Raw genomic sequence first — 23,634 nt, forward strand, 5'->3', positions numbered from 1 at the left:
AGGCTGTCAACTCGGCCCCGCTTCACTCTTGCCTCTTTTGGGTAAATCGGCGAATCTATAGGACCTATGGCAAACACACGAAATAAGTTGTATGTGGGAATGGGCCCCTTGCTGGGCATCATGGCCCTGGTGTTATATGTCACCACGCTGAGTCGGGGCGCGTACCCGGGGGAGTCCGCCAGCCTGATGATGACAGAATTGGGGCTGAATCCCCTGGGAACCTCTTCGCATCTACTCTGGAGTTGGGTGGTGGAAGGGGTGGGGAAACTGCCGTTGGGGTCCCTCGTCTACCGGTTAAATCTCCTGAGCGCGGTATGTGCCGCTGCCACGGTGGCGCTCTTTTTCCGGGTAATGGCCGATGTCGTCTGGGCCGTGATTCCGGTGAACGATCAGAATGCAGGGGTGGCCAGCCGTGCCTCACTATGGGCGGGCGTGGTCGGCAGTGTGGCCCTGATGGGCTCCATGCCGTTCTGGTATGTGGCCAATCGCTTTCATCCGGCGGCGTTTGATCTGCTATTGCTCCTGGTTCTGGCAAAGCTGTTGCTGACGTTTATGCGACGGGCTGAGCTGAGGGTGGGGCTGGTGTTGGCCGTTTTATATGGGGCCTTTGCGATAGAGTTTACAACCCTGATTGTGTTTGCCCCGCTGGTGCTGGCCGCGGTGATGCTCTCCCTCTGGATGAATGGGGATCTCCGCTGGGGCCGTGTGCTTCCCATCGGCGGTTGCCTGCTGCTCGGACTGTTGCTGTATGTCCCCGCCGCCTGGCGTCTGGAGGGCAGTAATGCGTTTGAGTTGAATCAAGGGCATGGCTTTTGGGTGGCCCTCTCTTTTGTTGTAAAAAACCAATATCACCTGATTGTCTCCAGTTTGCCTCAAATCGGCTGGCTGCTGGTGATTATTGTCGGCATTGTGCCCTGGCTGGCGGTGCTGGTGGTGGCGCGGCGCGGGTTGAACGAGGAGCGGGACTGGGGGCTGTACTGTCTGCACCTGAGTCTTACGGCCGTGGTGCTGGCGGTCGCGTTCAATGCCCCTTTCTCGCCCTGGCGTATTTTGGGGCCCTGGCGTGTGCTGGTGACGCCTTATGTCTTGCTGGCCTTTTGCTACGGGTACCTGACCGCGTATTGGAGTCTGTTCCCTCACCTGTTTTTCCAGAATGCCGAGGAGGACGAGCGCGGTAAGTTATGGTTTCGTGAATATGGGGGCAGTCTCCCGGGCGGTTTGCTTCTGGCGGCGGCGATCGTCGCGGCAGGGCTCAATTTTTCCGCCGCGGATGCCCGTCCGGCCGGCGCACTGAACCAGTATGCCGGGGCGGTGGCGCAGGCGATGGCCGGGCGGACCTGGCTGGTGACGGATGGAATGATGGATAGCAATATCGAACTGGCGGCCAGGGAGCAGGGCATTCCCCTGCACCTGCTGAATCTCCAGCAGGGAAACAGCGCGCTGTACATGAAGCAGATCGCCCGCTCATTCGAAAATGTGCGAATGAAGAGTCTGGCGGAAGTGGACGGACTGGCCTTCATCCGGGAGTGGATGGACGCGGATACTAATTTTTCCCGGCAGGTCTCTTTCATGAGTTTCCCCGATTTATGGGTCTCCGCCGCCCTGCAACCGGTGCCGGACTGCGTCCATTTCACCGGGGTACGCGCCCTGTCGGAGGTCGATGTGGAGGCGCTTTGGAAGCGGCATCAGGAGTTTTGGGGCCAGCCGTTTATTGGAGAACTGGCCGCACTTGCCAAAAAAGATTCCCTGCTGGCCTATCCGGCGGCAAATGTAATGCGGCATCTCAGCATGGTGGCCAATAATTTGGGGGTGCTGATGGAAGACGCCGGCCAGCGTAAGCAGGCGTACGAGTCCTATGTCAAGGCGCGGGCGCTGGATGCCGGGAACATCAGTGCGCTCCTGAATCAGATGACTATGCTGGATCGGGGCTATGCGGCCGCAGATGCGGACGCGGTCAGGCAGGAATTCAAGGAGTTCCTGAAGACGATTAAACAGAAGTTCCAGATCTGGTCGCTCTCGCGCGTGTATGGATATGTCCGCATGCCTGAAGCCTACGCCAACCTCGGGATGAGCTGGGCGTTTTCCGGGCAACCCGGTATGGCGGTGGCTGGCTATAAGCGGGCCATTGAGCTGGCGCCGGACCGGAAGGATCAGTTGAGTCAGGGCTTGGCGATGGCCTATCTGGCTCAGGACCAGTCGGCGGCGGGTGAGGAGATTTTGCGGCAACTGTTCGAGAAAGAACCCGGGAATACCAGCGTTCTGCTGTCATTGGCGCGGTTGGCCGCCCGCAAGAACCAGTTTGATGAGGCCGGGATACTGTTGGATCGGGCTCAAAAGGCGGGGGTGCCCAGGGAGCGGATTGCAATGGAATATGCCGTCATGCATCTGGCGTCCGGCGAGCCAGGAAAAGCCCGGGTTATTTTGCAGGAGCTGGTGGATGTGAGTCCCGGCATGACTTCCGCCTGGGCCCTGCTGGCCGGGGTCTTTATGATGGAAAACGACGAGAAGGGGCTGGACGAATGCGAGCGGAAGCTGACCCGGGCGAAGGGGCAGGATTTCATCACCACGGTGGTGCTGGCCCAGATTGCCTTGCGCAGGGCAAGGCCCGTTGAGGCCCGGACTTATCTGGATCAGGCGCTGGTGATGCGGCCCGGCACCCCGCTCCTGCTGGATCTGCTGTTGCGGCTGGATGTTCAGGAAGGGCGGCGCGACTGGGCAGGCGGACATATCCGTTCCTTGTTATTGCTGGATCCCGGCCATCCCTTTGCCAATCAGGTCCTGGCCTCCATGCAGCTGGAGCGCAAGGAGTATACCCAGGCGGAAAACTCACTCCGGAAAAGCCTGGCCCGCTCAAAGGATCCATCCGTGATGAATGACCTCGCTTGGGTTCTGCAGGAGAAGGGCCAGTTGGATGAGGCTGAGCCGCTGATTCGTTCCGTATTGAAAACGAATGATAAAATGGGAGTCGGCTGGGACACACTCGGGATGATTCTGATGAAACGGGGCAAATGGGCCGACGCAGGCGAGGCGTTCCAGAAAGCACTGTCGCTGGAGCCGGAATCCACCTCCGTTCAGTTTCATATGGCGGTGCTGTATGATAAAAAAGGCGATTCTGGGAAGGCGGCGGAGCTGACGGAAAATCTGCTGGGGCACCCTGCGGGGTTGAGCCCGGCGGAACAGGATGAACTCCGGCAGATCAGTCGACGTGTCCGTCAGAAATAAGGCAGGAACAGGAACGAGGAGCAGACATGACCTATCAAGACGCAAAGCGGGTGTTGGAACAGTACGGGCAGGAGCATGTGTTGAAGTTCTGGGAGTGCTTGACGGCAACGCAGCAGGCCTCCTTATTGGGACAGATTGAAGCCCTGGATTTTAAAACCATCGCCCGCATTCAGGCGCTATTGAAGGCAGGAGGAGAATCGGCCGTGGCGACAGGTGCCGTGAAGCCTGCTCCCGTGGTATCGCTCGCGCCCAATCAGGTGGCGGCGCCCCGTGCGGTGGGCGAGGCGGCCTTGAAAGCCGGTCAGGTGGGGGTGATTCTGGTGGCGGGCGGGCAGGGGACCCGGCTGGGATACGATGGCCCGAAAGGCACCTACCGTCTGGCGCCAATCACGCAGGCGTCGTTGTTTGAGATCCATGCCCGTAAAATTCTCGCCCTGGAGCAGCATTATAAGGCCCGGATCCCCTTTTACATCATGACGAGTGAGGGGAATGATGCGGATACCCGCGCCTTTTTTGAATCGAACCGGTATTTCGGGTTAAGCGCGGAGCGGGTGAAGTTCTTTATCCAGGGGACACTCCCGGCGTTCCTGCCGGACGGCCGGATCATCCTGGAAGCGCCTGATAAACTGTTTGCCGCACCGGATGGGCATGGCGGCATCATGGCGGCGTTGGAGCGGCGGGGCATGCTGGCCGATATGAAGGCCCGCAAGCTGACCACGCTCTACTATTTCCAGGTGGATAACCCGCTGGTGGATATTGCCGATCCGGTGTTTGTCGGCTTGCATCTTCAGCGCAAAGCGGACATGTCCCTTAAGGTCTGCGCCAAACGCGACGCCGGTGAAGGCCTTGGGGTCACCGTGATCCGCGATGGCCGCTGTTCGGTGGTTGAATATATCGAGCTGACCGAGGAACAGAAAAATGCGCGGCAGTCCGACGGCGAACTGGTGCTGAAATTCGGCAGTGTGGCCATCCATATTTTCTCGTTGGATTTCCTGGTGCGCGAGACATCAGCCGGGCTGCCCTTGCACCAGGCGTTCAAGAAAGTGGCCTTCTGTGACGAGAAGGGGGTGACCATCAAGCCGGAGAAGCCGAATGCCTGCAAGTTCGAAAAGTTCATTTTTGATGCGCTTCCCGATGCGAAGGAATCGCTCATTCTGGAGTTTTTGAGACAGGATGAGTTTGCCCCTGTGAAAAATGCGGAAGGGAATGATTCCCCTGCATCCTCCCGGGCGGCCATGATTGAAAAGTTTGCAGGCTGGTTTGCCCGGTGCGGGGTCAAGGTGCCGCGTGATGCGGCAGGGCGGGTGGCGGTGAAGCTGGAGGTGGATCCGGTTTATGCCCATGATGCGGAAACGCTGGCGGCGCGGTTGCCGAAGGGATTTGAGATCAAGGGCGATGTGCTTTTGAAGTAACGGTCAGGACGAATGATGCTGCAACCTGTTTTGCTGATACTGATGACGATGATGCTTCTGGGAGGCCTGTTGTGGGTCGCCCAGGGCTTTCAGCTGTTGCGGTATGCCCGCGGTCAAATACAGGAGGCCTGGCTGGAATTACGGGAGGCCCTGCTGGAGCGGCGGGAGATGATCCCGTATATTGTCGCGGCAGTTCCGACCCGTGTTGCCTCGGTTCTGGATGTGCTGGGAAATGCCTGTGATCTGGCGGCGAATGTGGAAGGGGTCCCGGAGTGTTCGCAGGCGGAGGGCCGGCTATCAGCTGCGATCAGCCGGGTATTCGTCCAGCTTGATACCGGCGCTCCGGTCGATGAACTGGAGATGCTCTCGTCATTGCGTGACCGGGTCAAAGTCCAGGAGATGCGGATTGAGTTGCTGAAAGGGCTGTACAACCGGCAGGTTGAGTTGTTCAACGCGCTCCAGCGCCGGGGGGCTGGCCGGGTGTTGGCGTCAATGGGCGTGGTCAAGTTTGCGGAGTTGTTTTGAGTTATGAAACACTGGGAGTATACGGAGGGCATCCTGCCCTGGACCAAAACGTGTTTCGTTTGCGGGGAGGATAACCCGCATGGCTTGAAGGGGCGCTCCCGCGTGGAGGGGGAGCGGGTGGTGCTGACCCATGTGACCCGTCAGGCGGATCTGGGATATCGCCACCTGGTGCATGGGGGCATCTCGATGACCCTGTTGGATGAAGTGATGACCTGGGCCGCCATTCTGGCCTTTAAGCGCGCGTGTGTGGCCGCCGAACTGACCGTGCGATTGCAGCAGCCGATTCAGGCGGGGCAGTCCATCCGCGTGGAGGGGTGGATCGTCAGGGCGAAGTCACGCCTGGTGGAGACCGAAGGCCGGATTGTGGATGACCGGCAAACGGTGCTGGCGACGGCCGTCGGGAAATATATTCCCATGCCGGCCGGGGGATTACATATGTGTCTGAAAGATTTTGTCGAAAGCCCTGAGGCCATTCAATTGCCTTTTTTGCAGGGGAAAGAGGAGGGAACAATATGAGAAATAGAAGTTTAGTTTGGATGTCTATGGTGGCGATGGTAGCGGTGGGTGCGGCGGCGGAATCCAATTCCCCTGTACCCGTCGTGATTCTTCCTTCCGTTCCCGTAACCAATCCGGCCCCAGTCAGTCTGGTGGCCACGGCGGCGCCGGCTGTGGTTGCGGGGGTTCCGGCCATTGCTCCGGATCCTCAGGTGGGGAAAGTGTTGATGGGGATGGCGGCCTATTTGCAGTCGGCCAAATCATTCAAATGCACGGTGGCATTGCAGGTGAATACGGAGATGGAGGGGATGAAGCAGGAAATCTCCGCAGTCTATGAGCTCGCTGCCGAAAAACCCAATCGTCTGGCCTTGCGCTATGTCAAGGGGATGACCGGTAATACCGTCGTGTGCAATGGGAAAAAGCTGTATATTTATGCGTTGAGTCTGAACCGTTTTGAGGAACGGGAGGCCCCGAAACAGGTCGAACAGTTGGCCGAAGGGGTCGGTCCGATGGCCGGCAATATGCTGTTTGTCGACAACCTGCTGGTGAATGATATCTATGCGGCCATCATGGAGGGAGTGGGCTCTGCCACCTATGTCGGGAAAGAGCGGATCGAGGGGATGGACTGTGAGCATGTCAGGTTCGTGCAGGACCAGTTTGACTGGGATTTGTGGGTAACTTCCGGACCCAAGCCGGTGGTGGTGCAGGTGGTGAGTGATATGGCGAAAAGTTTTTCCGGGATGACCGGGGACATGGCACCGCCGAAAGGCATGAAAATGCTGGTGTTCAACCGGTTCTCCGGCTGGGTGGTGGATGGGATCCTTCCCGCTGACACCTTTGAGTTTGTTCCGCCCCCCGGAGCGCGCAAGGCGGAGTCACTGTTTGAGGGGGGCGAGGAGGAGGCAGCCGAGTTGCCGATGCCGCCTATGATGAAGGAAAAAAATGGCCCCAAAGCGGGCGAGAAGACGGAAAACAGGGAGTGATAGTCATGGCGGAACATGTTGATAATGAATTTGTGGAGCAGCGTAAGTCAAATATGGGAGCCTTGGCCGGCAAGGGGATTTCGCCCTTCGGGGGTGCGTTCAAACGGACCGGGCGGCTGGCTGAAGTCCGCGCGGGCTTCGAGGAGAACCGGCCGGTTTCATTGGCCGGCCGCATCACGACCTGGCGTGACATGGGGAAAAGCATTTTTGCCGATCTTCGTGACGGTTCCGATCGCTTTCAGATCTACGCCCAGAAAAACACCCTCGGCGACGAGGCCTTTGAGGCCTTCAAGCTACTTGACCTCGGTGATCATGTGGGGGTGGAAGGCACCCTGTTCACCACCCGGACCGGCGAGCCGACCCTGAAGATTGCGAAGTGGACCATGTTGTCCAAGGCCTTGCTGCCGTTGCCTGAAAAGTGGCATGGGTTGAAGGATACAGACCAGCGGTACCGTCAACGGTATCTGGATCTGATTGCGAATCCCGGGGTCCGTGACGTGTTCAACAAGCGGATTCAGATTGTCCGTGAAATCCGGAACCAGCTTTGTGCGCGTCAATTTCAGGAGGTGGAAACACCCATGATGCAGTCCCAGCCCGGCGGGGCCACGGCCCGGCCGTTCACCACTCACTATGAGGCCCTGGATTGCCGGATGTATCTGAGGATTGCCCCGGAATTGTATCTCAAGCGGTTGCTGGTGGGCGGCTTTGACAAGGTCTTTGAGCTGAATCGAAACTTCCGGAATGAAGGCCTGTCCCGGACCCACAATCCGGAGTTTACGATGATGGAGGTCTATGAGGCCTATTCCGATATGCGTGGCATGAAGGAACTGGTCGAGGAGCTCATTACAGAGGTTGCCCGGACGGTGATGGGCTCCCTGATGGTGGGGAGTGCCGAGTCGCCGATCGATCTTACACGGCCCTGGCGCGAGGTGGCGTACCGGGATCTGGTCATGGAGCGGATGGGTGCGGAGTGGTTCTCGCTGGACCGGCAGGCTATGCGGCTTAAGGCCGAAGCGCTTGCTTTGTATGTGGATCCGGCTTGGGGCACCGATGAGATCACCCAGGAAGTCTACTCCAAGTTGATCGAGAAAACGTTGCAGAACCCGACCTTTGTCACCCGCCTTCCGGTTGAGCTGGTGCCGCTGGCCAAACGGTGTGCGGATGATCCTTCGGTGGTGGATGTGTTTGAGCTGGTGATCGGGGGCAAGGAGATTGCGCCGGGGTACTCGGAGCTGAATGACCCGCTTGAACAGCGCCGGCGTTTCGAAGCGCAGGCCGGGGAAGATGCCCAGAAAGTGGATGAGGATTTCCTGGCGGCACTGGAGCATGGGATGCCTCCGGCCGGGGGAATGGGGATCGGGATTGACCGCCTGGTGATGACGCTCACCGGGAGTGAGGCGATTCGCGACGTGATCTTGTTCCCTCAGTTAAAACCGCGCGAAGATCTGAAATCTGAAATATGAGATTTGAAATCCGGATATGATGCCCTTTTCCCTATTTCTTGCGCTGAAGTACCTCAAGCCGAAGCGGACCTATTTCTCGGTGGTCACGATCATTTCGGTGCTGGGCGTGTTGCTCGGTGTTGCCGTTCTGATCATCGTCCTGTCGGTCATGACCGGGTTTGATGACATGTGGCGCGAGAAAATCCTCGGGTTTAACGCCCATCTGACGGTGACGGCCCCCGGGGGGGTGACGGAAGAAGAAGAGGTGATGAATCAGCTGGCGCGGCTGGAGGGCGTGGCGGGGGTGGCCCCCTCTACTGAAGGTCAGGTGGTGGTCCAGCATGGCCGGAATATTTATACCCCCTTTTTGCGGGGGATTGACCCGGCGCGGGAGGGGGCGGTCAGTCAGATCCCTGCGAGTGTGAAGCAGGGGATCTTTAGTGTGAAGGGGCAGGACGTGGTGATCGGGGCAGACCTGGCCCGGCGCATCGGGGTGGGGGTGGGTGATAAATTGCTGATCAATTCCCCCGCCAGTTTCGTGAACAAGGATGAGATTACCCTGCCCGAAGAGTTCCGTGTGTCCGGCATTTTCGAGATCGGTATGTGGGAGTATGATTCCGGGTTCATGTTTTGTTCAACCGGAAAGGCCCGGACGCTGTTCGGGTTCGAGAACGGGGTTGGCTCCATCCGGTTGATGGCCAAAGATCCCTATCGGATCCAGGAGGTCGCGCGACTCATTCGTGCCCAGTTGGGCGGCGAGTATTATATCACGACCTGGATGGAGCAGAATCGCCAGATCTTCAGCGCGCTCAGGGTCGAGAAAAACATGATGTTCTTTCTGCTGATCTTCATCACCATTGTCGCCGCCTTCGGGATCACCAACACCCTGATCACCGTGACGGTGCAGAAAACCCGTGAGATCGGCCTGCTCAAGGCGATCGGGTTTCCCTCGGGCAGCATTATGCGGATCTTCTTCTGGCAGGGATGGATCGAGGGTATGGTGGGAACCCTGTCCGGGGTGGGCACCGCCTTACTGGTGCTGCATTACCGCAATGATTTGCTCCGGTGGCTGTCAGATACCTTTCATCTGGAATTGTTCCCCAAGGAGTTGTACCGGCTGAGCGAGATCCCGTCGCGGACGGCACCGCTGGATGTTATTGTGGTGGCCGGGTCGGTGGTGGTGATCTGTACATTGGCGGGCCTGATTCCGGCGTGGCGTGCCGCCCGGCTGGATCCCGTGGAGGCCTTACGGCATGAATGACCCGTCCATCGTCAGAGCAGAGGCGGTTACCAAGACCTACCTGATGGGGGGGCGCCCCTTGACCGTGTTGAGAAACGTCTCGGTGGCGGTCTGTCCCGGGGAAACGGTGGCCATCATCGGCCCGAGCGGCGCAGGCAAAAGTACCTTGCTACATGCCTTGGGTGGATTGGATCAGCCGACGGAGGGGGCGATCTGGTTTAAGGGTCAGGAGCTGTACCGGCTGACGCCGCGGGAGCGGACCCTGATCCGTGCGCGTCATATCGGGTTTGTGTTTCAGTCCTACCATTTGCTGCCGGAACTGGATGTGTTGGAGAATGTCCTGCTGCCCACCATGGCGCTCTGGAGCAGGCGGCGTGCGAGTGCGGTGCACCGGCAGCGGGCCGAGTCATTGCTGGGGACGGTGGGATTGTCCGATCGGCTGGGGCATACGCCGCTGGAATTGTCGGGGGGCGAGCAACAGCGGGTGGCGCTGGCCCGGGCGCTGATGAATGAGCCGGAACTGGTGCTGGCCGATGAACCCACCGGGAACTTGGACAGCGTCACCGGTGAGGCGATTTTAAAATGTTTGTTTTCAATCACGAAGGAGCGGCGGCATACTCTGATCCTGGTGACCCATAATGATGACGTTGCGAAGCGGTGTGACCGGGTGATTCGCATGAAAGACGGATGTGTGGTGGATGTGAAGGAGGCGGGAGTACTATGACGATGAAACGCGGTGTTGCAGTAGTGGGGGGCGCGATCATGCTCGGCCTGATGATCCTGGCGGGGTGGTGGTATGCGATGCCGGCGTGTGCGGCTTCGAAGCCCATGGATCCGGACGTCCAGGCGGCGGAAGTGGCGAAATGTTTTGAAAAGGTGATGCCGCAGCTGCATTTGTCGCATCAGTCCCTGGATGAGGGGATTGCCACCAATGCCATGGCACTTTATCTGGCGATGCTGGATTATGACCGCACCTTTTTCCTGGCCTCCGACGTCGAGGCGTTCATGCATGAAGCGCCGCTACAGGTTGAACGCCTGCACCAGGGTGATGTCTCGCTGGCGTTCAGGATTTTTGAGCGGTTCAAGGAGCGGGTCCGTAACCGGGTCGAATATGCCGACCTGCTAATCGGCAAGGGGTTTGATTGCACCACGGAAGAAACCTTCACCTGGAAGCGCAAGGATGTCCCCTGGCCGGCGGATGAAGCGGCATGGGATGAGCTCTGGCGCAAAAAGGTCAAGAATGAGTATGTGGCGCGGTTGGTGGCCAAAGAGCTGGCCGAGAACGAGAAGACCAATGCCGTGACCCGGGCGGACGCGGCGGCGGCAAAGAGCGGGACGGCGTCCACGAACGGGACGGCGCTGGGACGTGCATCCGATGCCGATGCCCAGTTGAGCCCTGAGGTGTTTTTCCGGAAACGCTATAAGCAGTTTCTCATGGTGCTGGAGGACAGTGATGCGGAGTTTGTGTTGCAGCGGTACTTCACGTCGTTCGCCCAGGCGTATGATCCGCATTCCGAGTACATGACGCCCAGCTCCAGTGATGACTTTGAAATCGGGATGAAATTGTCGCTGGGCGGGATTGGCGCCTTGCTGCAGAGTGAGGATGGGGCGGCCAAGATCGAGAAAATCATCCCCGGCGGCCCAGCGGCCCGGGATGGCCGCCTCAAGCCGGGTGATAAAATCATCAGTGTCGCCCAGGACAAGGGCGAGAGTGTGGATATTCTGCACTGGCCCCTGTACAAGGCGGTGGGGATCATCCGGGGCAAGAAGGGAAGTAAAGTGACCCTGACCGTTATTCCGGCCTCCGACATTACCGGGGCCCGGACGTCCAAGATTACCCTGGTCCGTGATGAGGTGAAGCTGGAAGATCAGGAGGCCAAGGGTGAGACGCTTGCCGTCCTGGACGACAGCGGGTCGACCAATCAGGTGGGGGTGATCCGGTTGCCGGTATTTTACGCAGACATGAAGAACCGGATTAACGGCGGCAGTGAATTCAAGAGTTCGACCCGGGATGTGGCGCGTATCATTACTGATATGAAAGCCCGGAACGTGGATGGCATCATATTGGATCTGCGGAATAACGGTGGGGGTTCGCTGGCCGAGGCTGTGGAGATGACGGGGTTGTTCTTTACCTCCGGGCCGGTGGTTCAGGTACGGGAAAGCCGGGGGGTGCAGGTGCTTCAGGACCCGGACCCGGATGTCCTCTACCGTGGACCGCTGGTGGTGCTGGTGAACCGGCGAAGCGCTTCGGCTTCCGAAATTCTGGCGGCCGCACTGCAGGATTATGGGCGGGCCGTTATTGTGGGCGATTCGAAGACCCACGGGAAGGGAACGGTTCAGTCGTGGCAACCGCTGGATGAACGCAAATCCGCGCTCGGCTCGATCAAGGTGACCACTCATTCCTTTTACCGGGTGGCGGGGGGATCCACCCAGTTGAAGGGGGTGGTGCCGGATATCCACATTCCGTCCGTGTTGGATGTGTTGGATGTGGGGGAGGAGTTCTTGCCTCATGCGATTCCCTGGACCGTGATCAGCATGGCGCGCTACAGTCCGGTGACGGATCTTTCGACAGTGCTTCCCCAGCTGAGAGCGGCTTCAGAGGCGCGTCGTGCGAAGGATCCGCGTTTTGCGGCGCAGCATGAAGTGATTGAGCGCGTCAAGGCGCATCAGACGATCTCAGGGATTTCATTGAACCTGAAGGACCGGATTACGCTGGCCCGTGAAGAGAAGGTGCTGGACAAGGCTCAGGATGAGGCCATGGGGGAGAATGAGTCCGATGGGGACGGAACGCCGGCCGGGACACTGGAGAAGGATCTGGTACTGAAGGAGTCCACCAGAATACTGGCGGATATCATGCGTGTGTGGAAAGCAAAGGAGCATAATAATGAAAATCCCGTTTTGGAAAATGCATGGAGCTGGAAATGACTTTGTCCTCATCGATGACCGGAAGCTAACGGCCCCGGTCGCAGACCGGTTCTGGTTGTCATCGATCGGGCAGCGGCGGACCGGGGTGGGCTGTGAGGGCGTGATTTTGATTCAGCCCTCCACGAAAGCCGACTTCACGATGCGGTTTTTCAATCCCGATGGAAGTGAAGTGGATATGTGCGGCAATGGGGCGAGGTGCGTGGCCCGCCTGGCCTATGATCTCAAGGTGGCGCCGGCCACCATGAGATTCGAAACGGGCGCCGGGATTATCGCTGCCGAAATGGTGGGGGATCAGGTTCGCCTGGGGATGACCACGCCAAAGGAGTGGCGCCTGAATCAGATGCTTGAACTGGACGGGGTGAAACGTCCTTATGGCTTTGTGAATAGCGGGGTGCCCCATGTGGTCATGCCGCTGGAGGATTTGGACCGGGAAGATGTGGCCAAAACCGGAGCGTCCGTCCGGTATCACAAGGATTTTGCGCCCAAGGGGACTAATGCGAATTTTATCCACGTCACGGGCCCCTCTTCGTTGCGAGTCCGGACGTATGAGCGCGGGGTGGAGGCGGAAACCCTGGCCTGTGGGACCGGTATGGTTGCGTCTGGCTTGATTGCCGGGCGGATGGGATGGGTCAAGCCGCCCGTCAAGATCACCTGCGCGGGGGGGGATGTGCTGGAGGTGAATTTTGTCCTGACCGGGGATGGCGCCCAGGGTGTAACGTTGCTGGGGCCCGCCGTCTACGTGTTCACGGGAGAACTCGATGCGCCGTGAAAACCGCCACTTCCAATATGAAATCTAACATCAGCATCTTGGCCGTATTGGGCCTGTTGGCGTGCGCGGCGGGGTGTGTCAGTACGCCCGACAGTCGCATTAAAAAAGACCCCCGGTTGTTTGCGACCCTCGCTCCGGAAGTTCAGGCGAAGGTTAAAAAGGGTGAGGTCGCGATCGGGTTCAGCCGGGATATGGTCCGGCTGGCCCTCGGCCTGCCCCGGCAGGTGAATGTCCGGACTTCCGAAGTCGGTGAAACCGAAATCTGGACCTATGTGAATTCGCGCTATGTCAGCCGCTATGAGCCCTCGAATGCGGGGTATTGGTACCGGGATCGCGCCGGACGCCCTTATCACTCCTATGACACGATGTGGGTGAGCCGGAGCGGGTTTGAGGACTATCCCGTGCTGAAACTGGAATTTGTCGGCGACTCACTCAAGGTTATTGAGCGCCTGAAGCAGTAAAGGCGGGCCGCTCACCGGCCCCCGCCCTGATGGTTTCAACGCGCTGAAATTTTGAGAACAACCGTGCGGTTTTTCTGCTGGTTGGCTTCCGATGTGTTCGGGTAGGGGGGGTGGGTTTCACCCGCCGAGGATGTGGATACCATTGAAGCGGGGAGTCCGCACGAATCGATCAGATATCGGGCGGCCGCTTTCGCTCGCGCCAGGCCGATGGCCTGGTTATCCTTTCCGTTCCCCTTGGCTTTGGCGACATGCGTGGAGTCGGTGTGCCCCTCGACTTCGACCTTGAAGGGTTGGCCTTTGAGCGAGGCGGCGATGGTGTTGAGATCCTGTCGTGCCGTGCTCGAGAGTTCGGTGCCACGTGTGAAAATCCCGTAGTGGAAAACCACTTTCAGCTCCTTGGCGGATGACATAGTGTCCCAGTGACTTCCTGAAAGGGCCGGCCAGGCGACTGTTTTGCCGGGGGCGCGGCCGGCTGGCTTCGGACGAGGGGGAGTCGCGGGAGGCGTTGCTTCAATGGTCGGAACCTTGAGGAGGGGAGCGGGCGGCGGGGTCGGGTTGGCGGGGGGCTCCGGCATCAGGACAGGTGCAGGCGCGGGGGTAAGGCTGGCCGGCTCAAGAGGGGCGGTTACGTTCTCTACGGGGCGGGGGATCGGGGCCATCGCGGCTGGTGCAGGGAGGGACTCAGCCGTTGGGGCGGGGGGCGGCGAGGATTGGCCCGCTCCGATCAGGTAGGCAAAAAGGGTGGCGATGATTCCGGCAATGAGTGTTCCGATGAACAGGAGTTTTGGAACCCGTTTTTGAAAGACGTCATCGCGGGCGTCCTCGACCTCGTCAAGCATATGGCGGAGCTGGCTGAGTTTTTCCGTCCACTGCTTCTCGGCCTGCTCAAACCGCGCCTCGGTTTCGGTGCGCGCCTGATGGGCCTCGTTCAGGGCCGTCCGTGCTCCGGTCAGTTCGGCCTCAAGCGCGGCGCAACGGGTTTTAACCGCGCGGAGTTCCTGTTGGATCTGTGCGCGCACGGTTTCGGCCTGGCGCAATGCCTGGCTGGCGCGGTCCAGCTCCTGTCGTGCCAGCGTCTCCTGTTCGGTCGTAACGTCCTGGACGCGAGGGTCATCCGTAGCATCGGATGGGCTCACAATGGTTTCCAGAAGACGCTCTTCAGCGGTCGTTGTGACGGCCGGGGCGTGAACAAGAGGCGGATCGGGGTCAAAAGGGATTTCGTCAGATACCAGCTCATCAGTCCCGGGGGAGGGTGAGTCAGGGGGATTGAAAAAGGGATCGGCCTCAAAGACATCATCCGCAGGTTCTGGAGCGGAGGTCAGGAAGGGTAACGGCGGGGTGCCGTCCGGACTGGGTTCGATAGGTTTCATAGGGGGAGGGGGTGGGTTAACGCGTGCCAGAAAGTCCAATTGCAGTGGATCCTGAGCGTCTTTGCGGTTTTTTGATGAACTGGGTTTCACATGGCACCAAGGCCAGCAAAGTAGCAAATCGCCGCCTGATCGCCAACAGGAGATTGCCGCCTGTGGTCAGGGAGGGATGATGTGTGCTGCCTTTTACCTTGCAGGGCAATGGTTTGTCGGGTAATCATTGAGCAGTTTGAGTGGGCGTTACGAGAAAGGGTCATAAACTGTATTGATTTGATATCCTTATGAATCTTAAACTTATCTACTGCGGGGCCGCGATGGCCTTTTTGTTTATGGGTTCGTTGCCGGTCCAGGCCGCTACGCGTGGTCCCGCTCCGACGTTTGAACGTATCAAGGAAATGGCGAGGGATCTCGCGTTGGCGCCTTATAAAGATACGCGCGTCCCGCTTTCCAAAACCCTTGAGACCCTCTCGTACGATCAGACGCGTGACATTCGGTTCAACGTACGGGAATCGGTTTGGCGGAGGGAGCACCTGCCCTTTCAGCTCCAATTTTTTCACCCGGGAGGCGGGCAAAAGGATCAGATCGATATGCATCTGGTCGACGGGGAGACGGTCAAGGATTTTCCGTTTGATCGGGATTTGTTCGATTACGGCAAGAATGATTTAAGCTGGTTCGACCTGCGGGGCATTAAATATTCCGGGTTCCGGGTGCATTATCCGCTGAACACAACCGAATATCTGGACGAATTGTTGGTATTCCAGGGGGCCTCCTATTTCCGCGCCCTGCCCAAGGGGTTGATCTACGGTCTTTCCGCGCGGGCGGTGACGGTGAATTGCGCGGCCGACAAGCCGGAGGAGTTTCCCCGTTTTCAGGATTTTTGGGTGGTGCGTCCCGATCGGGAGGGATCCACGATTCAAATGTACGCCCTGCTGGATGGACCCAGTGTGGCCGGTGCCGTATCCTTCCTGGTTGAGCCGGGCGTTGAAACGGTGATGCATATGCGTATCGCCTTGTTTGCGCGCACGGATCTGACGAACTACGGGATTGCGCCGTTGACGAGTATGTATTGGTTCGGCAAAAACAATGTCCGGCGGTTTGATGATTTCAGACCGGAAGTTCATGATTCCGATGGGCTTCTGATTTACAACGGGAATAAAGAGTGGATCTGGCGGGCTTTGGAGAATACCGGTCCGTTGCGATTGAGTGCCTTTATGGACAAGGATCCCAAAGGGTTTGGGCTGATTCAGCGCGAACGGGATTTTGCCTGCTACGCGGACCTTGAGACCATGTATCACCGGCGCCCTTCGGCGTGGGTGCGGCCGGTCGGGGCATGGGGTCCGGGGGCCGTGCGACTGGTGGAAATCGGGACTTGGAATGAATTCCATGATAATATCGTGGCCTATTGGCAGCCCGAAAAGGCGCTGAAGCCCGGGGAGTCAGCTGAGTTTGCGTACGATCTGATCTGGTATGAGGACAACCCGAGTCTTCCCGCTACCGGGCGGCTGGTGGCCATGCGGTCAGGGAATACGTTAGCCCAGTCCAATGCGCGCAAGTTTGTACTCGATTTTTCATGGCCGACGCTGGCGCGGGAGGGGGCGACGCTGAAACCGGAAGTGGTGGTCCAGGCGGATGGCGGGAAGCTGTCGGGTATTTCCGATGAATTCAATCCGTTTCAGAGGACGTGGCGGGTGGCGTTTGATGTGACCCCCGATACGCCTTCAGGGTCTGTGGAACTTCGCGCATTGATTCGAAAGGATGGGGCCCCTTGCACCGAGACATGGAGTTATCGCTGGATGCCATAACCCTGCCCGCTTGGAATCCGGAAGATGGAGCGGCGTGGGATGAGGCGTTTGGTAAGGTTGAAAATTATCTGCGGGCTTGCCGGGTTGCCAGTCGATTGCACCGGGCGCGCCTGACGGCCCTCATTTTGCAGCGCGCCCTGGCTCGCCGGGAGAGCCAGGCCGATGTCCCCCTCGCCACGCTGGCTATTGATGAGGCCCGTGATTTGATTGACCGCTGGATGGCGGGCCTGCTGCCGCCCCGGGAACATGAACGGCCCTATACGATGGCCGAGGGATTCCTGTCGCTCTACCTGTGCGATGCCCCGATGCGGTGGCCCAATGCGTTCCTGAATCCCCAGCAGGAGCCGCCGGGGTTTGCCGACACCCTGCATGCGCGACTGGTGAAGACGGGGCCTGAATTGGAGGTCAGCAGCATGGTGCCGCGGTCGATGGACCGCGGCCTGATCCAGGGCTGGGCAGGTTCGGCCATGGATACCTTTGACCGGCTTCCCATATTGCGGACGTTGTTTGTGTGGACCCTTTTTGCCGTTCTTCTGGTCGTGCTTTTCTGGTATACACGGAGTTAAACGATATGAAGAGCGATTCCCCTTCCATGCCTGTTTCTAAATTGCGCCGGTCCGGCCTGCGACAGGCTTTTTTTTTCACGACCGTGGTGGTGCTGACCGGGGTGGCAACCTGGGTCATGGCGGATATCCTTTGGCGGGGCGGCCTGAGCGGGATCGAGATGGCGGTTCTGTTTTTCTTTGTGCCCCTGTTCGGGATGGTGACGCTGGGGTTCGTTCAGGCCGTGTGCGGGTTTTTCATCCTGTTGCGGAAAAAAGACCCCTTCAGTATTTCCCGGACGGTTCCCGAGGCCATGCCCAGTTTGGCCGAGATGCCTGCCACTGCGATTGCGATTCCCATCTTCAACGAGGATGTCAGCCGGGTTTATGAGGGCCTGCGGACCATCTATCTCGATCTGGTCCGTTCCGGCTATATCAGTCGCTTTGATATTTTTATTCTGAGCGACTCGAATAATCCCAACAAATGGATTGAGGAGGAAGTGGCCTGGATTGACTTGTGCAAGCAGGTCAATGGATTCGGGCGTATTTTCTATCGCAAGCGCCGGCTGGGCTTGAACCGGAAAAGCGGCAATATCAGTGACTTTTTGAGGCGCTGGGGCCGGAAATACCGGTATATGGTCGTGCTGGATGCGGACAGCCTCATGGAGGCCAAGACCCTGGTCAGGCTGGTGCAATTGATGGAAGTCAATCCCCAGACGGGCATCATCCAGACAGTTCCTGCGCCGATACAGGGGCGGACGTTCTTTGCCCGGCTGATGCAGTTTGCGGGCACCCTGTATGGGCCGATTTTCCAGGCCGGGCTGAATTACTGGCAGGCCGGCTGCGGTAATTTCTGGGGGCATAATGCCATTATCCGGGTCGCTCCGTTTATGGAGCATTGCGCGCTTCCCACGTTGACGGCGGGTGCTAATACCCGGTTCATGAGTCACGATTATGTGGAGGCCGCGCTGATGCGCCGGGCCAACTATGAGGTGTGGATGAATTACGAGGTGGGCGGGAGCTTTGAGAACCTGCCCCCCACGCCTCTGGATCACGCCTGTCGTGACCGGCGGTGGTGCCGGGGTAATCTTCAGCACGCCTGGTTGATTACGGCCCAGGGACTGCACCCCATCAATCGCCTGCACCTCTTCCTTGGTATCCTCTCCTATGTCGCCTCCCCCTTATGGTTGATTTTCCTGGCTCTGGGCTCTGTTTCCGCGTGGATGTTCTGGGCGGGGGGGACGGTGCTGACGTTTGACTCCGATGTGGGATTCTCCTCGTTTCTTGATATTGGAGGCGGGCGACTGGCACTGATCATGTTTTTGGTAACCCTCTCGATGTTGACCCTGCCGAAGATCCTGGCGGTGCTTCTGGTGCTTGCAAACCGGGAACGGCGCGCCACCTTCGGCGGGACTTGGCGGGTCATACTGGGGTTCCTGATTGAGCATACCCTGTCCGCATTGATGGCGCCTGTGCAGATGTTGTTCAATTCCCGGTTTGTGGTGGAAATTCTCAGCGGGCGGGATGTTCCATGGAATCCGCAGTCGCGCGATGCGGGAACGGGAATCGACTGGGAGGCCATTATTTCGGCGCATATGGGGCATACGGTGACCGGAGTGACCTGGGCAGTGATTGCGTTTTTGATTAGTCCGGTATTTTTCTGGTGGTTGAGTCCGGTGACATTCGGGCTGATCGCTTCCATCCCGATTTCCGCGATGTTAAGCGCGCCGGGATTGGGTAAACGTCTGCGTCAGTTCCGGCTTTTCACCATTCCCATTGAAACCAAGCCCACGGCGGTGGTCCGGCATCTGGATAAGAACCTGAGAGCCATCCGGCACCGGATGGATCCCCCGGACTGGTTGGCGCCTCATTACGGAATCATGCAGGTGGTGTTGGATCCCTATCTGAATGCGGCCCACAGTTCATTGTTGCGGCATAAGCCCACGGCGGGGCACCGGGTGACCCGTGACCTGCATGAACTCCAGGTGCGCCTGCTGGCGAAGGGGCCCGCCGCGCTGAATCGCCGGGAGCAGATGGCTGTTTTGATGAATGCCCAGGCGGTGGCAGACCTGCATGATCAGGTGTGGCGCATGCCTGAGTCGAGCCTGTCGCAATGGTGGCTCCTGGCGATGCGGCATTATAACACCCTGACCGATCGCCCTCAAACCGCTCTGTACCGTTAAGCCCGTGCGTGACGATAACGGGGCCTTGGGGAATGATTATCATGTTGCCTTTTGCTTTACTCTTTTGCCGCAAGTTGTATAGTCGCAATGTAAGGCCGCAGTTTGAGTAGCGGATGACGAAATCGCGGTATTTGAGGGAATAGTCATGCCGGATGAGAACATAAAAAATGAACAGGACCCTGCCCCGTTATTGAGGCTTCTGATCGTTGAGGATTCCGCGGAGGATGCCGAGATGATCGTGCGGGAGCTGCGGCGGGCGGGCTACACGCTCGTCTATGAGCGGGTGGATACCCTCGAGTCCATGCGGGCACTCTTGCACTGGGAGTGGGATCTCATCCTGGCGGATTATAAAATGCCCCGGTTCAGCGGGCTGGATGCTCTCGCCGAGTTCAAAACCTGGAAGCGGGACGTTCCTTTTATTGTCGTGTCGGGGGCTATCGGGGAGGAATGCGCGGTTGAATCCGTCAAGGCCGGGGCGCAGGATTATGTCCTGAAGGACCGCTTGACGCGGTTGGTGCCGGTGGTGCAGCGCGCCATGAAGGACGCGGCTGACCGGCGCGAATACCGCAGAGTGCAGCGGGACCGGGACCGGGCGGACGAAGCCCTCCGTGCCAGCGAGGCCCGGCTAAGGGTCATTCTCGAGTCCGTGCAGACTGGGGTCATGATTGTAGATCCGGAAAGCCATGTCATCCTCGAAGTCAATCGTGAACTGGCGGAGATGGTCGGGTTGCCGGCACATCAGATCGAGGGGAGTGTCTGTCATAAATTTGTCTGTCCTGCGGCCAGGGGGCAGTGCCCGCTTACCGATCTCGGCCAGTCGATTGATCATTCAGAACGCGTGCTGGTCCGGGCGGATGGGACCCAGATTCCCGTTCTCAAGACGGTTCGGCAGGTGGTGATTAATGGCCGGCGCCAGTTGATCGAGAGTGTGGTGGATATCAGCGAGTTGAAGCGCCTTCAGGATCAGGTGATTCTGTCCCAGAAAATGGAGGCGATCGGACAGTTGGCGGGCGGGGTCGCTCATGACTTTAATAATATCCTGCAAGTGATTATGGGCTATTCGGAAGTGCTCATGCGGAGTACCTCGAAGTCTGAATCCTCGGCCGAGGGCATTGAGAATATCTATCAGGCCGCCCAGCGTGCCGCCATGTTGACGCGGCAGTTGCTGGTGTTCAGCCGGCGCCAGATGGTGGTGCCGACGGTGATGGAAATGAATGTGGTTATTGAAAATGTTCGCTCCCTGATCGAGCATCTCGTGGGCGGGGACATTCATCTTAGCGTCGAGTGCGCCCCGCACCTTCCGCCCATCTATGCCGATGCCAGTCAGCTGGAACAGCTGCTCCTGAATCTGGTGGTCAATGCAAGGGATGCCATGCCCTCGGGGGGGAACCTGGTCATTTCCGCCAGACAGGTGAAAGTGAGTGAGGTCCAGGCGACCGGGATGATGGGGGCGCGCCCGGGTGAATTTGTGGCCGTTTCTGTAGCTGATACCGGGGTGGGAATGGAGCCTGAGGTGTTGAAACATGTCTTTGAGCCGTTTTTCAGCACGAAGGGGATCGGGCATGGGAGCGGACTTGGCCTTTCGGTCGCCTATGGCATTGCCAAGCAGCACAATGGCTGGGTTCAGGTGGAAAGTCAGGTGGGGAAGGGCTCGACCATGACGCTGTATCTTCCGGTGAGGGAAGGGGAGCGGACGCCTGCGACGGCGGAATCCCCCACCTCTGTCCCGCCGGGCAAAGGAGAGCGGATTTTATTGGTTGAGGATGAACCTGAAGTGCGCGTCCTGGCGTCGCGGGTGCTGGTGGCAGCGGGCTATGAGGTCGTGGCGGTGGGGACGGTCGCGGAGGGTGAGTCGGCCCTCACTCAGCCGGGAGCCCACTTTGACCTGGTGTTCAGTGATGTGGTGCTGCCGGATGGGAATGGTGTGGAATTAGTTGAGAATGCCCTGGCGCGCAACCCGGATCTGGCCGTGTTGATCAGCAGCGGATATACCGATGAGCGTTCGCGGTGGCAGACAATTCAAAACCGGGGGTTCCCATTCCTGGCCAAGCCTCATTCGCCTTCGCGGTTAGTAAGCGTCGTAAGGGAAGTGCTGGCGAACGCACATGGATAAAATACGAATTCGTGATCTTCGGGTACGGTGCCGGGTGGGCGTTACTGCTTTTGAACGACGCCTGCCTCAGGAACTATTGATTACGGTAACCTTGCACGCGGACTTGCGGCGCGCCTGCCGGAGTGATGATCTCCGCCACACCATTGATTACAGCGTATTGAAAAAAGCGATTTTGGCGGAGAGCGAGTCTAAACCGTATAAGCTGATCGAGCGGTTGGCTCAGCGGATCGCCGAGCTTTCCCTGCAATCCGAGCTGGTGCAACAGGTGGATGTCACGGTTCAAAAGCTGGGGGCGCTCCGGTTTGCGCTTTGCAGTGAAGTGGAAATTACAAGGGTCCGGGACGAACGGTGAGGCATGTATGAATAAGAAGCGTGTGGCGGGGTTAATTAGGGAATTATTAGGGGAAATCGGGGAAAACCCTGACCGGGAGGGTCTGGTCAAGACGCCGGAACGCGTGGCCGCCGCCTATGAGTTTCTGACGTCCGGGTACCGGATGTCCGTTAAGCGGATCGTGAATGGGGCGGTGTTCACGGCGGAAGCCAATAACATGGTCCTGCTCAAAAACATCGAGGTGTACAGTCTCTGTGAACACCACATGCTCCCGTTTTTCGGTCGATGCCACATCGGCTATATACCCCGCAAGAAAGTCCTGGGCGTCAGCAAGCTGGCCCGTATCGTGGACTGTCATGCTCGGCGCCTTCAGATTCAGGAGCGGCTGACCGCTCAAATCGCCCATGACATTATGGATTACATCAAGCCCGAGGGGGTGGGTGTGGTCATGGAGTGCCGCCACCTCTGCATGATTATGCGGGGGGTCGAGAAGCAGGATTCAGTGATGACGACCTCATCCGTTCTGGGCAGTTTCCACAATGATTCCTCCACCCGGTCCGAGTTTCTCAGCCTGATTCGATGATTATGAGCAGGCGGAAGACGATCATTTTCCTCGGTGACGGGATGGCGGATGAGCCGATGGCGGAGCTCGGCGGTAAAACCCCCTTACAGGTGGCGGCTACACCGGGGATGGACCGGATTGCGAGGGAAGGGCGATCGGGTACTTTGTTAACACTACCGGCCGGTTTTCCAACCAGCAGTGAAGTCGCCAATATGTCCGTCATGGGCTGTGATCTGCCTTCTGAATATTGCGGGCGGGGTGCCCTCGAGGCGGCGGGGCGGGGAGTACCTCTGGGACTGGACGATATTGCCTTCCGGGTCAACCTGACCACCGTTGAGAACGGAATCCTGCGTGACTTTTCGGGGGGACGGATTGCGTCCCCTGAGGCCGCGCTCCTGATTGAGGCGTTGAATGAGCATCTGGGGACGGGTCAAATCCGGTTCCATGCCGGATTGAGCTATCGGAACATTCTTGTGTGCTCGGGGCCTGAATTTTCCGCTCAGGTCAAGACTGATAAGCCGGATGATAATCACGGTGAGCCGGTGGCGGGGCATCTACCCTGTGCCTTGAGTCCGGCGGGCGAGTTCACCGCGACGGTGTTAAGGCGGCTGATGGACGAAGCTACGGCGGTGCTCACGAATCACCCGGTGAACCAGCGGCTGAAGGCGGGCGGACGCACGATGGCAAACGGCATATGGCCCTGGAGCGGCGGGCGGGCAGGGGCATTGAGGAAGCTCAAGGATAAGTACGGCATCACAGGGGCGGTGATTTCCGCTGTGGATGTGATTACCGGTCTGGGGCGATGCCTGGGGCTGGATGTGGTGCCGGTTTCCGGGGCAACGGGGTACATCGATACCAATTATGAGGGCAAGGCCGCCGCGGCGGTGGAGGCTATTCAGACCCATGATTTTGTGTACTTGCATCTGGAGGCCATTGATGAAGTATCCCATGAGCAAAACCTGACTCTTAAAATCAAGGCCATTGAGGATTTTGACTCCAGAATTATCTGCCCGGTGATGGCGGCGGTGGGGCCGGATGCGAATTATGCCGTGTTGCCGGATCATCCCGTTCCCATCCGGTTGGGCAAACATACGCGCACGCCGGTGCCGGTGTCGGTGCGGTGTCCCGGGATCCCTCCCGATGGCGTGGCGGCCTTCAATGAGATGGACTGCCTCCGCGGCAGCCTCGGCGCGATGCAGGGGGATGCCCTGATGCGTATCCTCTTCGGGTGACCGCACGGAGTGCTGGAAGGAATCGCGA

The 23,634-nt window shown here is 58.8% G+C and carries 19 protein-coding genes; 18 read left to right on the plus strand and 1 reads right to left on the minus strand.

Features of this window, described 5'->3' with window-relative positions; all coding sequences use genetic code 11:
* Positions 1-66 precede the first annotated feature (66 nt).
* Genes WCS52_00115 through WCS52_00165 form a run of 11 tightly spaced genes read left to right on the plus strand, consistent with a single transcriptional unit; the run spans position 67 to position 13,474 of the window.
* Positions 67-3,222: a tetratricopeptide repeat protein gene (locus tag WCS52_00115; GenBank protein MEI6165574.1), complete on the plus strand. Its 3,156-nt coding sequence runs from the start codon at positions 67-69 to the stop codon at positions 3,220-3,222.
* A gap of 26 nt (positions 3,223-3,248) precedes the next feature.
* Complete coding sequence (locus WCS52_00120; protein MEI6165575.1) at positions 3,249-4,634, plus strand: UDPGP type 1 family protein; 1,386 nt, start codon at positions 3,249-3,251, stop codon at positions 4,632-4,634.
* Between the two features lie 12 nt (positions 4,635-4,646).
* A complete protein-coding gene (locus tag WCS52_00125; GenBank protein MEI6165576.1) occupies positions 4,647-5,159 on the plus strand; it encodes a LemA family protein in 513 nt (170 codons plus the stop codon).
* Between the two features lie 3 nt (positions 5,160-5,162).
* Positions 5,163-5,675 (plus strand): PaaI family thioesterase, encoded by a 513-nt coding sequence (locus tag WCS52_00130; protein ID MEI6165577.1) that lies wholly within the window; start codon positions 5,163-5,165, stop codon positions 5,673-5,675.
* Positions 5,672-6,637 (plus strand): DUF2092 domain-containing protein, encoded by a 966-nt coding sequence (locus WCS52_00135; GenBank protein MEI6165578.1) that lies wholly within the window; start codon positions 5,672-5,674, stop codon positions 6,635-6,637. The genes WCS52_00130 and WCS52_00135 overlap by 4 nt, the downstream gene beginning before the upstream one ends.
* Before the next feature lie 5 nt (positions 6,638-6,642).
* Positions 6,643-8,100, plus strand: a complete 1,458-nt coding sequence (lysS, locus tag WCS52_00140) for a lysine--tRNA ligase (GenBank protein ID MEI6165579.1) — start codon at positions 6,643-6,645, stop codon at positions 8,098-8,100.
* Positions 8,101-8,116: 16 nt separating this feature from the next.
* Positions 8,117-9,340, plus strand: coding sequence for an ABC transporter permease (locus WCS52_00145; GenBank protein ID MEI6165580.1), 1,224 nt, complete (start codon positions 8,117-8,119; stop codon positions 9,338-9,340).
* The gene (locus WCS52_00150; GenBank protein ID MEI6165581.1) at positions 9,333-10,043 is read left to right on the plus strand and encodes an ABC transporter ATP-binding protein; all 711 of its coding nucleotides are present in this window, start codon (positions 9,333-9,335) and stop codon (positions 10,041-10,043) included. The genes WCS52_00145 and WCS52_00150 overlap by 8 nt, the downstream gene beginning before the upstream one ends.
* The gene (locus tag WCS52_00155; GenBank protein MEI6165582.1) at positions 10,040-12,244 is read left to right on the plus strand and encodes a carboxy terminal-processing peptidase; all 2,205 of its coding nucleotides are present in this window, start codon (positions 10,040-10,042) and stop codon (positions 12,242-12,244) included. The genes WCS52_00150 and WCS52_00155 overlap by 4 nt, the downstream gene beginning before the upstream one ends.
* Complete coding sequence (dapF, locus tag WCS52_00160) at positions 12,204-13,013, plus strand: diaminopimelate epimerase (GenBank protein ID MEI6165583.1); 810 nt, start codon at positions 12,204-12,206, stop codon at positions 13,011-13,013. The genes WCS52_00155 and dapF overlap by 41 nt, the downstream gene beginning before the upstream one ends.
* On the plus strand, positions 13,010-13,474 hold the full coding sequence (locus tag WCS52_00165) for a hypothetical protein (protein ID MEI6165584.1): 465 nt from the start codon (positions 13,010-13,012) through the stop codon (positions 13,472-13,474). Before dapF ends, WCS52_00165 begins: the two co-directional genes overlap by 4 nt.
* 35 nt (positions 13,475-13,509) lie before the next feature.
* Here the strand turns inward: WCS52_00165 and WCS52_00170 are convergent, their stop codons facing one another.
* Positions 13,510-14,844: an OmpA family protein gene (locus WCS52_00170; GenBank protein ID MEI6165585.1), complete on the minus strand. Its 1,335-nt coding sequence runs from the start codon at positions 14,842-14,844 to the stop codon at positions 13,510-13,512.
* Between the two features lie 278 nt (positions 14,845-15,122).
* On the opposite strand from WCS52_00170, the gene WCS52_00175 reads away from it, so the two are divergent.
* The 7 genes from WCS52_00175 to WCS52_00205 all read left to right on the plus strand — a co-directional run bounded on the left by WCS52_00175 (position 15,123) and on the right by WCS52_00205 (position 23,606).
* Positions 15,123-16,643, plus strand: a complete 1,521-nt coding sequence (locus WCS52_00175) for a glucan biosynthesis protein (GenBank protein ID MEI6165586.1) — start codon at positions 15,123-15,125, stop codon at positions 16,641-16,643.
* Positions 16,607-17,209 carry a hypothetical protein gene (locus tag WCS52_00180; GenBank protein ID MEI6165587.1) on the plus strand — a complete coding sequence of 201 codons (603 nt, stop codon included), beginning with the start codon at positions 16,607-16,609 and terminating at the stop codon, positions 17,207-17,209. Before WCS52_00175 ends, WCS52_00180 begins: the two co-directional genes overlap by 37 nt.
* Positions 17,210-17,214: 5 nt before the next feature.
* On the plus strand, positions 17,215-19,368 hold the full coding sequence (mdoH, locus tag WCS52_00185; GenBank protein ID MEI6165588.1) for a glucans biosynthesis glucosyltransferase MdoH: 2,154 nt from the start codon (positions 17,215-17,217) through the stop codon (positions 19,366-19,368).
* Positions 19,369-19,513: 145 nt separating this feature from the next.
* A complete protein-coding gene (locus tag WCS52_00190) occupies positions 19,514-21,481 on the plus strand; it encodes a response regulator (GenBank protein ID MEI6165589.1) in 1,968 nt (655 codons plus the stop codon).
* The gene (gene folB, locus WCS52_00195; GenBank protein ID MEI6165590.1) at positions 21,474-21,833 is read left to right on the plus strand and encodes a dihydroneopterin aldolase; all 360 of its coding nucleotides are present in this window, start codon (positions 21,474-21,476) and stop codon (positions 21,831-21,833) included. Before WCS52_00190 ends, folB begins: the two co-directional genes overlap by 8 nt.
* A gap of 7 nt (positions 21,834-21,840) precedes the next feature.
* A complete protein-coding gene (gene folE, locus WCS52_00200) occupies positions 21,841-22,395 on the plus strand; it encodes a GTP cyclohydrolase I FolE (protein MEI6165591.1) in 555 nt (184 codons plus the stop codon).
* A gap of 2 nt (positions 22,396-22,397) precedes the next feature.
* Complete coding sequence (locus WCS52_00205) at positions 22,398-23,606, plus strand: cofactor-independent phosphoglycerate mutase (protein MEI6165592.1); 1,209 nt, start codon at positions 22,398-22,400, stop codon at positions 23,604-23,606.
* Positions 23,607-23,634 lie beyond the last annotated feature (28 nt).

This window comes from bacterium (genome assembly GCA_037128595.1).
In the GTDB taxonomy this organism is placed as follows: Bacteria; Verrucomicrobiota; Kiritimatiellia; order CAIKKV01; family CAITUY01; genus JAABPW01.

Coding starts and splice junctions, on each gene's coding strand:
- WCS52_00115 (MEI6165574.1), top strand. CDS start 67: ATGGCAAACACACGAAATAAGTTGTATGTGGGAATGGGCCCCTTGCTG.
- WCS52_00120 (MEI6165575.1), top strand. CDS start 3,249: ATGACCTATCAAGACGCAAAGCGGGTGTTGGAACAGTACGGGCAGGAG.
- WCS52_00125 (MEI6165576.1), top strand. CDS start 4,647: ATGATGCTGCAACCTGTTTTGCTGATACTGATGACGATGATGCTTCTG.
- WCS52_00130 (MEI6165577.1), top strand. CDS start 5,163: ATGAAACACTGGGAGTATACGGAGGGCATCCTGCCCTGGACCAAAACG.
- WCS52_00135 (MEI6165578.1), top strand. CDS start 5,672: ATGAGAAATAGAAGTTTAGTTTGGATGTCTATGGTGGCGATGGTAGCG.
- lysS (MEI6165579.1), top strand. CDS start 6,643: ATGGCGGAACATGTTGATAATGAATTTGTGGAGCAGCGTAAGTCAAAT.
- WCS52_00145 (MEI6165580.1), top strand. CDS start 8,117: ATGATGCCCTTTTCCCTATTTCTTGCGCTGAAGTACCTCAAGCCGAAG.
- WCS52_00150 (MEI6165581.1), top strand. CDS start 9,333: ATGAATGACCCGTCCATCGTCAGAGCAGAGGCGGTTACCAAGACCTAC.
- WCS52_00155 (MEI6165582.1), top strand. CDS start 10,040: ATGACGATGAAACGCGGTGTTGCAGTAGTGGGGGGCGCGATCATGCTC.
- dapF (MEI6165583.1), top strand. CDS start 12,204: ATGAAAATCCCGTTTTGGAAAATGCATGGAGCTGGAAATGACTTTGTC.
- WCS52_00170 (MEI6165585.1), bottom strand. CDS start 14,844: ATGAAACCTATCGAACCCAGTCCGGACGGCACCCCGCCGTTACCCTTC.
- WCS52_00175 (MEI6165586.1), top strand. CDS start 15,123: ATGAATCTTAAACTTATCTACTGCGGGGCCGCGATGGCCTTTTTGTTT.
- mdoH (MEI6165588.1), top strand. CDS start 17,215: ATGAAGAGCGATTCCCCTTCCATGCCTGTTTCTAAATTGCGCCGGTCC.
- WCS52_00190 (MEI6165589.1), top strand. CDS start 19,514: ATGCCGGATGAGAACATAAAAAATGAACAGGACCCTGCCCCGTTATTG.
- folB (MEI6165590.1), top strand. CDS start 21,474: ATGGATAAAATACGAATTCGTGATCTTCGGGTACGGTGCCGGGTGGGC.
- folE (MEI6165591.1), top strand. CDS start 21,841: ATGAATAAGAAGCGTGTGGCGGGGTTAATTAGGGAATTATTAGGGGAA.
- WCS52_00205 (MEI6165592.1), top strand. CDS start 22,398: ATGAGCAGGCGGAAGACGATCATTTTCCTCGGTGACGGGATGGCGGAT.